Source organism: Gaiella occulta, assembly GCF_003351045.1.
Lineage (GTDB): Bacteria > Actinomycetota > Thermoleophilia > Gaiellales > Gaiellaceae > Gaiella > Gaiella occulta.
The window spans coordinates 434,580-447,927 of record NZ_QQZY01000001.1 but is presented as its reverse complement, the minus strand read 5'-3'; the positions used below and the strand labels follow the sequence as shown (position 1 = coordinate 447,927).

At 72.8% G+C, this 13,348-nt stretch carries 12 protein-coding genes and 1 riboswitch; of the genes, 5 read left to right on the top strand and 7 right to left on the bottom strand.

Features of this window, described 5'->3' with window-relative positions; all coding sequences use genetic code 11:
• Positions 1-49 precede the first annotated feature (49 nt).
• Both Gocc_RS02310 and Gocc_RS02305 read right to left on the bottom strand, forming a co-directional pair.
• On the bottom strand, positions 50-553 hold the full coding sequence (locus tag Gocc_RS02310) for a beta-class carbonic anhydrase (RefSeq protein ID WP_114794903.1): 504 nt from the start codon (positions 551-553) through the stop codon (positions 50-52).
• Positions 554-765: 212 nt separating this feature from the next.
• A complete protein-coding gene (locus tag Gocc_RS02305; RefSeq protein WP_114794902.1) occupies positions 766-1,101 on the bottom strand; it encodes a cupin domain-containing protein in 336 nt (111 codons plus the stop codon).
• A 178-nt stretch (positions 1,102-1,279) separates the two neighbouring features.
• Here Gocc_RS02305 and Gocc_RS02300 point away from each other — a divergent pair, with 178 nt between their 5' ends.
• From Gocc_RS02300 to Gocc_RS02280, 5 genes are all read left to right on the top strand, one after another.
• Complete coding sequence (locus Gocc_RS02300; protein ID WP_114794901.1) at positions 1,280-2,236, top strand: VOC family protein; 957 nt, start codon at positions 1,280-1,282, stop codon at positions 2,234-2,236.
• Between the two features lie 143 nt (positions 2,237-2,379).
• A riboswitch (TPP riboswitch) is annotated at positions 2,380-2,497 on the top strand.
• On the top strand, positions 2,481-3,140 hold the full coding sequence (locus tag Gocc_RS02295) for a thiamine diphosphokinase (protein ID WP_181813294.1): 660 nt from the start codon (positions 2,481-2,483) through the stop codon (positions 3,138-3,140). Its footprint overlaps the riboswitch before it by 17 nt.
• Entirely contained in the window at positions 3,137-4,198 is a 1,062-nt protein-coding gene (locus Gocc_RS02290; protein ID WP_114794900.1) for a thiamine ABC transporter substrate-binding protein, read from the top strand. Before Gocc_RS02295 ends, Gocc_RS02290 begins: the two co-directional genes overlap by 4 nt.
• A complete protein-coding gene (locus Gocc_RS02285; protein WP_220150399.1) occupies positions 4,174-5,745 on the top strand; it encodes an ABC transporter permease in 1,572 nt (523 codons plus the stop codon). The genes Gocc_RS02290 and Gocc_RS02285 overlap by 25 nt, the downstream gene beginning before the upstream one ends.
• Positions 5,746-6,699 (top strand): ABC transporter ATP-binding protein, encoded by a 954-nt coding sequence (locus Gocc_RS02280; RefSeq protein WP_114794899.1) that lies wholly within the window; start codon positions 5,746-5,748, stop codon positions 6,697-6,699. It begins immediately after the preceding gene.
• Positions 6,700-6,755: 56 nt separating this feature from the next.
• On the opposite strand, the gene Gocc_RS16855 is transcribed toward Gocc_RS02280, so the two are convergent.
• The 5 genes from Gocc_RS16855 to Gocc_RS02255 form a co-directional block, all read right to left on the bottom strand.
• Positions 6,756-6,878, bottom strand: coding sequence for a hypothetical protein (locus tag Gocc_RS16855; protein ID WP_281268406.1), 123 nt, complete (start codon positions 6,876-6,878; stop codon positions 6,756-6,758).
• Positions 6,879-7,016: 138 nt separating this feature from the next.
• Positions 7,017-8,585: a glutamine-hydrolyzing GMP synthase gene (guaA, locus tag Gocc_RS02275; protein ID WP_422717972.1), complete on the bottom strand. Its 1,569-nt coding sequence runs from the start codon at positions 8,583-8,585 to the stop codon at positions 7,017-7,019.
• A 10-nt stretch (positions 8,586-8,595) separates the two neighbouring features.
• On the bottom strand, positions 8,596-11,211 hold the full coding sequence (locus Gocc_RS16850) for an IMP dehydrogenase (RefSeq protein WP_220150398.1): 2,616 nt from the start codon (positions 11,209-11,211) through the stop codon (positions 8,596-8,598).
• 51 nt (positions 11,212-11,262) lie between these two features.
• Positions 11,263-12,216: a 1-phosphofructokinase family hexose kinase gene (locus tag Gocc_RS02260; protein ID WP_114794898.1), complete on the bottom strand. Its 954-nt coding sequence runs from the start codon at positions 12,214-12,216 to the stop codon at positions 11,263-11,265.
• A gap of 15 nt (positions 12,217-12,231) precedes the next feature.
• Entirely contained in the window at positions 12,232-13,347 is a 1,116-nt protein-coding gene (locus Gocc_RS02255) for a D-alanyl-D-alanine carboxypeptidase family protein (protein WP_114794897.1), read from the bottom strand.
• Between the last annotated feature and the right edge of the window lies 1 nt (position 13,348).

The following is a 13,348-nucleotide window of genomic DNA, read 5'->3' as shown; positions in this document are numbered from 1 at the left end:
AGGCACCGCCCGCCTCACCGGCTCGGGCGGCCGTCACGGGGCGCGGCGATCAGCAGAGCCGGGTGATGCGCCCGCTGTCGACGTCGTACAGGAACCCGCCCACCCGGAGGCGCGTGAGGTACGGCCACGACCGCACCCGCTGCACGTCGGCGCGGACGGTCGCCTCCTGATCGCTCGCCACGAGGAAGGAAAGGCTCCGGGTGTCGGGGCCCCCGGCTTCGGCCACCGCCGTGTGCACGTCGTCTTCGCTCCCTGCCGCCATCCGGCATCGCGTGTGTGCGATGACCATCGCGCGGTCGACCCCGAGCAGGTATGACGCGAGCACGAGCGTGCGCAGGACGTCGTCGGTGACGCGGGCACCGGCATTGCGCAGGATCTTCGCGTCGCCGGGACCGAGACCGAGCATCGCCAGCGGCTCGATGCGCGAGTCGATGCACGTGATGACCGCCAGGCCCCTGGCCGCGCGCGCCTGCAGCCCCGCGAGCCGGAAGTCGTGCGCGTACGTCTCGTTCGCCGCGAGCACGTCGGCGAACGTCTCATCGCTGCTGGGCACGGTCGCATCGTACGACAGCTCGCGATCGCACGATGCCGATCCCGGGATGCGAGCGGCGCGCCCTCCGGGCAGGGGGCGACGAAGAAGACCCGCCGGCCGCGATCTCGAGCCGTGCTGCCCGGCCTGCGGCGCGCGACCGCGCCGAGAGCCCCACACGTCGCACGGGCGAGCGTGCGGGAATGCCACCCGAAGCTCGGGGCACGGAGTGCGGGTTACGACGGGCCGAGCGTTCCGCCGGATGCGGGCTCGCGCGACTCCTTCAACTCGACGAAGAGCACGTGCGTCGGCGTTGAGCCGATGTTCTCGCCGCTGTGGGTCTGGGCGTCGAGCCAGCGGACCTCGCCCCGCTCGAGAGCGACGTCACGACGCTCACCGCTGCCCCCGATCAGCCGTCGCCGAAAGCTGCTCAGCGTGTACATGAGGCTGTCCGGGTGGTCGTGCGGGCTCGTTTTCTGACCGGGCTCATCACGGTATTCCAGGACTCTCACGCGGTCATTCTCGAAGATGACCTCGTACTTGTCGGGGTCGGTCGTCGTTGGATCAGTCACACGATCCTCCTCGCGTCGGGTCGCAGCGGAATGCGACAACTACATCAGACACTGCTCGATCGCAAGCGCCCGGCGCCGGCGGATCGGCGAAGAAGCGCTCTCGGGGAACGACCTCGGCCTGCGCCGGTGCGCGGGAATGTCCCCCGAACGACCAGCTGTTCCCAGGTAGCCTCGCACCATGGAGCAGCGTGTAAACCTGGTCACGCTCGGTGTGTCGAACTACGGGCGAGCGAAGGCGTTCTACGAGGCGCTGGGGTGGTCGCCTGCTCTCGATGTGCAGGAAACGGTCTTCTTCCAGGCGAACGGCGTGATTCTCGTCCTCTGGGCGAGGGACAGGCTTGCGGATGACATCGGGCTCCCCGACGACGGCGCACGTTGGAGCGGCATCGCGTTGGCTCACAACGTCCGGTCGCGGGGGGAAGTGCACGAGGTCATCGAGCAGGCTCGCAGGAACGGCGCCGAGATCACGCGCGAGCCCGCGGAGACCTTCTACGGGGGTTACGCTGGTGCCTTCCACGATCTTGACGGTCACGCCTGGGAGATCGCGCACAACCCGGGCTTCGGCCTGGACGACGACGGCAATGTCGTCCTTCCTGCCGGAAGCCGAACCTCTGTTCGCCCCGCGGCGATGGCACGGTCAGAGCACCACCGCCTGGGCCGATATGCGGAATGTCCCCCGACGGGCGCTGAGGCTCTGGTCGTGGCCGAGTGCTTGATCTGCGAGGAGCTTGCGGGCCGAGTCGAGATACCGGGCGGTCTTGTGTGGGAGGACGCCAACGTCACGTCCTTCCACATACCCCCGATCGAGGAGAACCCAGAGCCCTATCTCGGTCACCTGATGATCGTGACGCGCCGACATGTCGACCATCTCGGTGATCTAACCGAGAGCGAAGCTGAATCGGTGGCGCGGGCCTCGCGTGTGCTTGCCGCCGCCCTGCGCGAAGAAGGCGTCGAACGCGTCCACGTCGCCGTCATCGGACTCGGTGTGCCCCACTTTCACGAACATCTGTATCCACGCTACCCGGGAGTCCCCGCCGGAACCAATTGGCTGAGCGTCGACGAGCTCCCCGACGCGCCTCACGGGGGCGCCGAAGCGATCAGGTTGTTCGTTGAACGGTTGCGATCGCACCTCTGAGAACGGCGTCCCCGCATGCGCGAGCGTGCCCTCCGTCGACGGGAAGTAAGCGGGACGCCGCGAGCCCCGGCCGGGCCGGCCACGCCGGCCGACCCCTGACGGAGCGCCCGCGCACACGGCGCAGTGTTCCGCGCTAGGATGCCGGGTGCGATTCGGGGAGCTCGGGGCAACCGGGCTGAGAGGGTGGACAGAGCGCGCCGCCGACCCGCACAACCTGATCTGGGTAATGCCAGCGGAGGAACGCATGCGCGAACGCATCGTGATCGTTGTCAGCGGCGGAGACTCCGCCGCTCTCCCCCTGCCCCGCACGCTGCCCCCCGCGGCGGCGGTGATCGCCGCCGACGGCGGCGTCGACCGGGCCGTTGCGCTCGGCCTGCACGTCGACCTCGCGGTCGGCGACTTCGACTCGGCGACCGCGGCGGGGCTCGCGGCCGTCGAGGCCGCCGGCGCGCGCATCGAGCGCCACCCCGTCGAGAAGGACGCGACCGACCTCGAGCTCGCGCTCGACGCGGCGCTCGCGAGCGGCGCCACGCGGGTCGTGGTCGTCGGCGACGGCGGCGGCCGGCTCGACCACCTGGCGGCCGGCATGCTCCTGCTCGGCCACGAGCGCTACGCGGGCGTCGAGATCGACGCCGTTCTCGGGACCGCGCTGGTGCACGTCGTTCGCGACGCGCGCACGATCAGCGGCGAGCGGGGGGAGATCGTGTCCCTGCTGCCGCTCGGCGGCGCCGCGGAAGGCGTCAGCACCGACGGGCTCACGTACGGGCTCGCGGACGAGACCCTGGCCGCCGGCACGTCCCGCGGCGTCTCCAACACCTTCGCCGGCGACGAGGCGCGCATCTCGGTCGAGCACGGGCTGCTGCTCGCAGTCCGCCCCGGCACACACGAGGAGGACCGCTCATGAAGCGTCGTCACGCACACCGGCTCGGCCTGCTCGTCGTGCTCGCCGCCGTCGCCGCGCTGGTCGCCGGATGCGGAGGCGGCAACGGCGCGCCGAAGGAGGTCGTGCTCGTCACGCACGACTCGTTCGCCATCTCGAAGCAGGTGAAGGCGGCGTTCGAGCGCGAGTCGGGCCTGAAGCTGACGATCCTGCAGGGCGGCGACGCCGGCGAGGCCGTGAACCGGGCGCTGCTGACGAAGGGCAATCCGCAGGGAGACGTGCTCTTCGGCATCGACAACAACCTGCTCTCGCGCGCGCTCGACGCGAACCTGTTCAGCCCCTACGAGGCCGCCGGGCTCGAGCAGGTGCCGGCGGCGTACCGGCTCGACCCGGAGCATCGCGTGACGCCGGTCGACCACGGCGACGTCTGCCTCAACGTCGACCGTGGCTGGTTCCGGCGCCACGGCGTCGCGCCGCCGCGCTCGCTCGGCGACCTCGTCGCGCCGCGCTACCGCAAGCTCCTCGTCGTCGAGAATCCGGCCACATCGACCCCGGGGCTCGCCTTCCTGCTCGCCACCGTCGCCCGCTACGGCGCGAACGGCTGGCAGGACTACTGGCGCCGCCTGCGCGCGGGCGGCGTCCTCGTCGTCGACGGCTGGGAGGAGGCCTACACGGCCCAGTTCTCGGGTGCCTCCGGAAGCAAGGGCACACGCCCGATCGTCGTCTCGTACGCGACCAGCCCCGCGGCCGAGGTCATCTTCGCCGGCAAGCCGCTCGCGCAGGCGCCCACGGCGGTCGTCGAGGACAGCTGCTTCCGCCAGGTCGAGCTCGCCGGCGTCCTCCGCGGCGCCCGCAACGAGGCGGGCGCGCGGAAGCTCATCGACTTCATGCTGTCGGAGCGCTTCCAGGCCGACGTGCCCGGGAGCATGTTCGTCCTGCCCGTGCGGAAGGGGACGCCGCTGCCGCCGGCATTCACGCGGTTCGCCGTCTCCCCCGCCCACCCGCTCGAGCTCCCGCCCGCGACGATCGGCAGCCGTCGGGACGCCTGGATCGACGAGTGGACGCGCATCGTGCTGCGCTGAGGCGCACCGCCGCAGCGGCCGTCCCGGCGCTGTTCGCGGCGGTGTTCTTCGTGCTGCCGCTCGCCGCGATCGTGCGCCGCGGCCTCGTCGACTCCGGCGGCCTCTCGTTCCCCTCCGACGTGCTGCTCTCGCCGGAGACCGCCCTGCTGCTCTGGTTCACGACGTGGCAGGCGGCGGCGTCGACGGCCGTCACGCTGGCATTCGGCCTGCCGCTCGCCTGGGTCGTCGGGCGGTTCTCGTTCCGCGGGCGCGGCCTCGTGCGCGCGCTCGTGCTGGTGCCGTTCGTCCTCCCCACCGTCGTCGTCGCCACCGCCTTCCTGGCGCTCCTGCCCGCGGGCCTCGAGCACGGCATCTGGGCCATCCTGGCGGCACACGCCACCTTCAACATCGCCGTCGTCACGCGAATCGTCGGCGGCGCCTGGGCAGGGCTCGACCGGACGGAGTGGGACGTCGCCGCCACGCTCGGCGCGGGGCCGCTGCGGCGGCTGCGAGAGGTGACGCTGCCGCTGCTCGCGCCCGCCGTGTCGGCGTCCGCGGCGCTCACGTTCCTCTTCTGCTTCACGTCGTTCGGGGTCGTGCTGATCCTCGGCGGCCCCGGGCGGGCGACGCTCGAGACGGAGATCTACAACCAGGCCGCCCGCGCCTTCGACCTGCGCGCGGCGGCGGCGCTGTCGCTGCTCCAGCTCGCCGCCGTCGCCGCCGTCCTCGTGGTCGCGAGCAGGCTCGAATCGCGGGTGGCCGGCGTCGGCGCGGCGGCGGCCGGCGCGGACGCGCTGCGGCGGCCCGCCGGCCGCGAGCGCATCGCGGTCGCGGCGGTGCTGGGCGGCGCCGCCGTCGCCCTCGGGCTGCCCTTCGCCGTGCTCGTGCAGCGCTCGCTCGGAGGCTACGAAGGGCTCCTGCGCGAGACGCCGGCGCTGCTCGTCACGCCCTGGCATGCGGCGGTGAACTCCGTCCTGTTCGCGGCGGCGGCGGCGGCGATCGCGGTGGCCGCGGGGACGCTCGCCGCCGCCGCGCTCGCGGACGCCCGGCCCGGCGCGGCGGACGCCCTCGTGCTGCTCCCCCTCGGGGCGTCGGCGGTGATGCTCGGCTTCGGCTTCCTCATCGCGTTCGACAGCCCGCCGCTCGACTTCCGCTCGCAGTGGTGGCTCGTGCCCGTGGCGCAGTCGCTCGTCGCGATGCCGTTCGTGATCCGCATCGTCACTCCCGCGCTGCGCGCGATCGACCCGCGCTTGCGCGAGGCCGCGGCGGTGCTCGGCGCCACGCCCGCCCGCGCCCGGCGGGAGATCGACCTGCCGCTCGCGGCGCGGGCGATCGCGACCGCCGCGGGCTTCGCCTTCGCGATCGCCCTCGGTGAGTTCGGGGCGACGGTGTTCCTCGCGCGCGCCGACCGGCCGACGCTGCCGGTGGCGATCTTCCGCTTCCTCGGGCGTCCGGGCGCCGAGAACCAGCAGCTCGCGGCGGCGCTCGCGGTGCTCCTGGCCGCCGTCGCGGTGGCCGCCGCGCTCGCTGCGGAGCGGGCCGCGGCCGGGCGCCGAGGGGCGATCTAGATGCTCCGCATCGCAGGCGCGCGGGTCGTCTTCGCCGGGCGCGCCGCCGTCGACGACGTCGATCTCGAGGTCGGGCGCGGCGAGACGACGGCGGTGCTCGGGCCGAGCGGCTGCGGGAAGTCGACGCTGCTGCGCGCCGTGGCCGGCCTCCAGCGGCTCGACGGCGGCACCGTGCACATCGACGGGCAGGACGTCACGAGCGTGCCCGCGCACCGCCGCGGCGTCGGGCTGATGTTCCAGGACGACGCCCTCTTCCCGCACCGCGACGTCGCGGGGAACATCGCGTTCGGCCTCCGCATGGCCGGCGCGAGCGACGCCGCCGCGGCGCGCCGCGTCGCCGAGCTGCTCGACCTCGTCGGGCTCGCCGGGCTCGAGCGGCGCCGGGTGGCGACGCTCTCGGGCGGCGAGCGCAAGCGCGTCGCGCTCGCGCGGGCACTCGCCCCCGCCCCGCGCGTGCTGCTGCTCGACGAGCCGCTCGGCGCCCTCGACCGCCCGCTGCACGACCGGCTGCTCGAGGAGCTGCGCGCCGTGTTCTCCGCGCTCGGCCTCACGGTCGTCTACGTGACGCACGACGCCGGCGAGGCGTTTGCCGTCGGACACCGGGTGGCCGTGATGCGCGCGGGCCGTGTCGTCCAGGTCGCGCAGCCGGACACGCTGTGGTCGCAGCCCGCCGACGCGTGGGTCGCCCGCTTCCTCGGGCTCGCGAACGTCGAGGAGGACGGCTCCGTCGTCCGCGTCACCCGGCCGGAGGCCGTGCGGCTCGTCGCCGACCCGGCGGGAGGAGCGGTCGTCTCCGCGGTGGAGCGAGACGGCCCGCTCGTACGGCTGCGCGCGCAGCTCGACGACGGGCGCGCGATCGAGGCGGCGGCGACGGGCGTCGACCACCCCGCGCCGGGCGAGCGCGTCCGCGTCGACATCGACCCGGCGGGGGTGGTCGAGATCCCGCGCGCATAGCCGGCGGCCCGGCGCCCGCTCGGCGCGGGCGCCCCGTGGAAGGCCCGTTCGACGCCCTACAGGTCGTCGTCGACGTCCTCGGGCTCGTCCCAGAGGCCGCCGCCGTCCTCGTCGTCATCGACGAACAGCTCGTCGTCGTCCAGATCGACGAGCTGTTCGTCGTCCCACATCGCACTCACGATTCGCTCCCTTGTCGCCGGCAGGTCGTCGGCTGCCCGGAAGGGCACCCGGCGGAACGCTAGACGATCGGCCGCCGCCCCCGCACGCGCAAGCGATCGGCCACGCAGGCACGGCCGCCGCTCGCGATTCGAGCGCCCTCACTCCCATTCGATCGTCGCGGGCGGCTTCGACGAGAGGTCGAGGGCGACGCGGTTGACGCCCTGCACCTCGTTGATGATCCGGCTCGAGATCGTCTCCAGCACGTCGTACGGGATGCGCGCCCAGTCCGCCGTCATCGCGTCCTCGGAGGTGACGGCGCGGATCACGATGGGGTACGCGTAGGTGCGCTCGTCACCCTGCACGCCCACCGACCTGATCGCCGGCAGCACGGCGAAGCTCTGCCAGAGGTCGCGGTAGAGGCCGGCGCGCCGGATCTCCTCCTGGAGGATCGCGTCGGCCGCGCGCAGGATCTCGAGCCGCTCCAGGGTGACGTCCCCGACGATGCGGATCGCGAGTCCGGGGCCGGGGAACGGCTGCCGCCACACCATGCGCTGCGGCAGGCCGAGCTCCTCGCCCACCCGCCGCACCTCGTCCTTGAACAGCAGCCGCAGCGGCTCGACGAGCTCCATCTCCATGTCGTCGGGCAGGCCGCCCACGTTGTGGTGGGACTTGATCTTCGCGGCGACACCGCCCTCCCCGCCTCCGGACTCGATCACGTCCGAGTACAGCGTCCCCTGCACGAGGAAGCGCACATCGCCGAGGCCGGCCGCCTCCTCCTCGAACACGCGGATGAACTCCTCGCCCACGATCATCCGCTTGGCCTCCGGGTCGGTGACGCCGGAGAGCCGGGTGAGGAAGCGCTCCTGCGCCCGCACGTGCACGAGTGGGACGCGGAAATGGCCGCCGAACGTCTCGACCACCTGCTCCGCCTCGTTGTGGCGCAGGAGGCCGTGGTCGACGAAGACGCAGGTGAGCTGGTCGCCGACCGCCTTGTGCACGAGCAGCGCCGCAACGGCGGAGTCGACGCCGCCCGACAGCCCGCAGATGACCTTCTCCTTCCCCACCTGGGCGCGGATGCGCTCGACCTGCTCCTCGATCACGGCCGCGGGCGTCCACACGGGCGGTGCGCCGGCGACGTCGTAGAGGAAGTTCTCGAGCATGTCCTGCCCGTGCGGCGTGTGCACCACCTCCGGGTGGAACTGCACGCCGTAGAGCCCACGCCCGGCGTCCTCGAAGGCGGCGATGGGCGTGGACGGCGACGAGGCGGTGACGCGCGCGCCCGGCGGCGCGGCCGTGACCGAATCGCGGTGGCTCATCCACACGGTCTGCTCGGGCGGCAGGTCGTGGAACAGCGGCGACTCGCCGAGCGCCGCTTCCGCCTTTCCGTACTCGGAGACGTCGTTCGACTCGACCGTGCCGCCGAGCTGCCGTGCCATCAGCTGCATGCCGTAGCAGATGCCGAGCGTGGGGATGCCGAGCTCGAGGTTGCGCGCGTCCATCTGCGGCGCTCCCTCGGCGTACACCGACGCGGGCCCGCCCGACAGCACGAGCGCGAGCGGGTTGCGCGCGCGAATCTCGTCGGGGCCGATGCGGTGGCTGACGAGCTCGGAGTAGACGCGCGCCTCGCGCACCCGGCGCGCGATCAGCTGGCTGTACTGGCCGCCGAAGTCGATCACGAGCACCGGGCGCTCCTCGGGCCCCCGCTCGGGAGCCGGCGGCGGGATCACCTCGGCGCGCTCAGCCACGGCGGTAGTTCGGGGCGTCCTTGCTGATCGTGACGTCGTGCGGGTGGCTCTCGCGCAGGCCGGCACCCGTGATGCGCACGAAACGGCTCGCGGTCTTCATCGCCTCGATGGTGGGCGCCCCGCAGTAGCCCATCGCCTGGCGCAGGCCGCCGACGAGCTGGTAGACGATCGGCGCCAGCGGGCCCTTGTAGGGCACGCGGCCCTCGATCCCCTCCGGCACGAGCTTGTCGACGTCCTCGACGTCGCCCTGGAAGTAGCGGTCCTTCGAGAACGAGCGGGCCTTCATCGCACCGAGCGAGCCCATGCCGCGGTACTCCTTGAAGCGCTCGCCCTGCACGAGGATGACGTCGCCGGGCGACTCGTCGGTACCCGCGAGCATCGAGCCGAGCATGACCGTGTCCGCGCCGGCGGCGATCGCCTTCGCCACGTCACCCGACGAGGTGATGCCGCCGTCCGCGATCACCGGGACGCCGTGCCGGATCGCGACTTCGGCGCAGTCGTACACGGCGGTGACCTGCGGTACACCCACGCCGGCGACGACCCGCGTCGTGCAGATCGAGTTGTGCACGATCGCGTTGTTCGCGACGAAGCTGTGCGTGGGGCAGTCGACCTCGATGTCGTAGACGGGGATCGCGAGGCCGGTGTCGCGCACGCCGAGCGGCTTCACGAGCTGGTAGCGCCCGGCGGGCCGTTTCTCGTGCGCGCCGTCGAGGCGAGAGACGAACGGCGCGCGACAGCGGCCGGCGCTCGTCCCGACGAGACCTCCCGCGTTCGGCTCTTCCCGACGCGAGTCGGGGAAGCGTCCGTGTAGGAGGAACGTGAGGACGTTGAAGAGCTCGACGAGGGGCAGCGACGTGCTCCTGAAGCACGTGCCCCCGTCGGCGGCGACGAAGCCGCCGCCCGCGACGAGACCGTCGTGCAGACCCTTCAGATACGACGGGTTGCCGCACAGGTACTCGTGCGGCAGGTGCCTCTCGTCGCGCGTGCCGCATGCCGCGAGCAGCCATGCCCACGGGCGGGAGCAGAGGTGGATCGTGATCGTCGTGCCGCTCTCGACGAGCGCCGGCGCGACCCCGGTCACCTCGCGCACGGCGCCGACGAGGGCATCCGCCGCCTCGCGCTCCGCAGGGCCGAAGCACCACGAGACGCTCCCGGCCGGCGAGCGGCCGTTCTCGTCGAGGAAGGCACGGCCGCCCCCGAGGAACGTGCCGAGCACGAACCCGAGCGCGTACGAGTCGCCGACGCGCGTGACGGAGCGCTCCGGCGTCTCCCGTCGCACGGCGTCCTCCGGCAGATCGATCTCGAGGTGGTCGGGCAGCTCGAAGGCGATGTGGCGTGGAAGGAGGAGCAGGTCGCGCTCGATCCCGCCGATCTCCTGCCAGCGCACCGTGGACTCGCCGTGGCGTGTCGGCCGCTCGAGCATGCGCACATGTCCCGCCGCTGCCGGGGAGCGTGAGGCGACGGTGGTGAGATCGGCGACACGGTAGGCGTGGTCGGGCGTGACGAGCGTCTCGAGGGGAGAGGCGCCGTGCCTGACACCGACGACCTCCCGCACGCCGGTGCACCAGGCATGGACGACGGTGACCGGGTCGCCGTTCATGTTGACGACGCGGTCGCCGGGCCTGATGTGCTCGATGCTGCGATAGGTCGCGTCGGCCATCAGCACCCTCGTCCCGGCGGCCAGGCACCCGGGTCCGATGCCGACCTTGATGCCGTCGACGCCGGCGTCGATCAGCGCCTCCGCCGCCTCGGCGGTGGCGATGTTGCCGGCGATCACCTCGACGTCGGACATCTGCTTGATGCGGCGCACGACGTCGATCACGCCTCGCGAGTGCCCGTGCGCGGTGTCGACGACGAGCACGTCCGCCTCGGCCGCGACGAGCGCGGCGGCGCGCTCGAGCGCGTCCGTGCCGACGCCGACCGCGGCGCCGACGCGCAGACGCCCGCGCTCGTCCTTGGTCGCAAGCGGGTAGCGCTCGCGCTTCTGGATGTCCTTGACCGTGATCAGGCCCTTCAGCGTTCCCCGGGCATCGACGATCGGAAGCTTCTCGATCTTGTGGCGGCCGAGGATCTGCGCCGCCTCCTCGAGCGTCGTGCCGACGGGTGCGGTGACGAGGTGCTCGCTCGTCATCAGCTCGCGCGTTCGCTGCCCCGGCCGGGCGCCGAAGCGGAGGTCGCGGTTGGTGAGGATGCCGACGAGGATGCCGTCGGGATCGGTGATAGGGACGCCCGACACGCGGTAGCGCGCCATCAGCTCGAGCGCGTCCGCGACGAGGTCGTCGGGGCCGAGCGTGACCGGCTCGACGATCATGCCGGCCTCGGAGCGCTTCACCTTGTCGACCTCCGCGGCCTGGTCGGCGATCGAGAGGTTGCGGTGCACGATCCCGATGCCGCCCTCGCGCGCGAGCGCGATCGCGAGGCGCGCCTCGGTGACGGTGTCCATCGCCGCGGAGACGATCGGGATCTCGAGCGTGATCGTGCGCGTCAGCCGCGTGAGCGTGGCAACGTCGTTCGGGAGGACGGCCGACTCTGCAGGGACGAGCAGCACGTCGTCGAAGGTCAGGCCTTCCTTCCCGAACTTCCCTTCGCGATCCAGCTCGAACTCCAAGAGTCGCCCGACTCTACCAACCGCGGGCGACGGGAACCGCCGGCCCTGCCGCTACGGCGCGACGGCGGCGAGCTCGTGCACCTCGACGAGCGCGGCGAGGCGTGCGGCCTCCCTGGGGTCGAAGCGGCCCGCCCCCACCTCGAGCACCGACGCCGAGCCGGCGCCGACCGCAAGTCGCAGCGCCTCGTCCGCCGGCCGCTCCTCGCGCTGCGCCGCGAGCCAGCGGGCGAGCAGCGCATCGCCCGCTCCGAGCACCGAGACGGGCTCGAGCTGCGGCGCGATCGCGTGGTAGCGCCGCACCTGCCGGTCCTCGCGCACGAGCGCGAAGCAGCCGGCCTCCATCGTGATGTGGACGTTGCGCGCACCCATCTCGGCGATCGCGTCGAGCGCCATCACGAAATCCTCGTCGTCCTCGAGCTCCTGGCCGACGAGCTGCTCGGCCTCGTGCTGGTTCGGCGACACGAGCCAGGGCTCCGCCTCGATCCCGCGCCGCAGCGGCTCGCCCTCGGCGTCGAGGACGACGCGCACGCCGAGACGCGACAGCTCACGCACCGCGTCGGCGTAGAAGTCCTCGTCGACGCCGCGCGGCAGCGAACCGGCAAACACGACCATCGAGGCGCCGCGCGCGAGATAGCGCAGCTTCTCGAGCAGCATCTCGAGCTCCCCCGGCGACACCTTCGGCCCCCACTCGTTGATCTCCGTGTACGTGCCCGACGTCGGGTCGACGACGGCCGTCGACGTGCGCGACTCCTCGCGGATGCGGACGAAGTCGTTGAGGATCGCCTCCGCGGTCAACTCCTCGACGATGCGCGTGCCGTTGCGGCCGCCGGCGAGCCCCGTGGCGACGACGGGAACGTCGAGCCGCTTCAACGCGCGCGCCACGTTGATGCCCTTGCCGCCGGCCAGGACGAGCACGGAGCTCGCCCGGTGCCGGTGCCCGAGCTTGAAGATCGGAACGGTGAGCGAGCGGTCGAGCGCGGCGTTGAGAGTGACGGTGACGATCACGGAACGACCCCTTCCCTACGAGACGAGCCTGAGGAGATGGTGGACGGTGCGTCGGGCATACCAGCGAACCTTGCCCGAAAGGGTGGGTGCCGCGGCGGCGCGCTCCGCGACGAGGGGCGCACGGGCGACGAGGCGACGCCCGTCGTACACCCGCACCTCGCCGACGGGAGCGCCGGCGGCGACGGGGAGCGCGAGCGCGGTCGGCGCGACGACGCGCTCGACGAGCGGCTGTCCGACGCGGATGGTGCGCACGATCGTACGCGCGGCGACGACGCGCACCGGCGGCAGGCCGTAGCCGGTCGCCGCGAGCGCGTAGGTGCGCGCGCGGTCGACCGCGCGCACGCCCCTGTACTGCGCGAGCCCCCAGCGCAGCAGCGCCTCGAGGTCGGCGTCGCGCTCGTCCTCGCCGGGCGACCCGAGCACGGCCGCGGTGATGCGCACGTCGCCCTGCTGCACCGCCGCCACCTGAGACCAGCCGGCGCCGCTCGTGTGGCCGGTCTTCGCAGCGACGAGCGGGAGCCGCCCGAGCAGGCCGTCGGTCGACTCGACGGTGCGTCCGCCGGCGATGGTGGCCCGCGTCCGCGTCGACCATGTGCGGATGAACGGGTTGCGCAGCGCGGCGTCGAGCAGCGCCACCGTGTCGCGGGCGCTCGAGTAGTGACCCTTCTGGTCGAGACCGTGCGGGTTGGCGAAGTGCGTGTTGCGCAGCCCGAGCTGCCGTGCCTTCCGGTTCATCAACATCACGAAACGCGGGATCGAGCCGCCGCCGGCATAGGCGGCGAGCGCGGTGGCGGCGTCGTTGGCACTCGGCACGAGCGCGGCGATGGCGAGGTCGCGGACGCTGATGCGCTCGCCCGGGCGCAGGGAGATCGTCGACTCGCCGATGCGCGCCGCCCGCGGGGAGACGGTCACGACCTCGTCGAGCCGCACGCGCTCGAGCGCCACGAGCACCGTCATCAGCTTCGTGATGCTCGCGAGCGGACGGCGCGCGTCGGGAGCGCGCGCGGCCAGCGTGGCTCCGTCGCTGCCGCGGACGAAGTACGCCTGCGCCTGCACCGCGGGGGGCGCGGCGGCGGCGGGCGCGCCGAGCGCGGCCGCGGCGACGAGGGCGACGAGGAATGCCCTGCGCATT

Bases quoted from the DNA above. Each gene is read 5' to 3' on its own strand.
- Gocc_RS02300 (WP_114794901.1), top strand. From the start codon at position 1,280: ATGGAGCAGCGTGTAAACCTGGTCACGCTCGGTGTGTCGAACTACGGG.
- Gocc_RS02295 (WP_181813294.1), top strand. From the start codon at position 2,481: ATGCGCGAACGCATCGTGATCGTTGTCAGCGGCGGAGACTCCGCCGCT.
- Gocc_RS02290 (WP_114794900.1), top strand. From the start codon at position 3,137: ATGAAGCGTCGTCACGCACACCGGCTCGGCCTGCTCGTCGTGCTCGCC.
- Gocc_RS02280 (WP_114794899.1), top strand. From the start codon at position 5,746: ATGCTCCGCATCGCAGGCGCGCGGGTCGTCTTCGCCGGGCGCGCCGCC.
- Gocc_RS02255 (WP_114794897.1), bottom strand. From the start codon at position 13,347: ATGCGCAGGGCATTCCTCGTCGCCCTCGTCGCCGCGGCCGCGCTCGGC.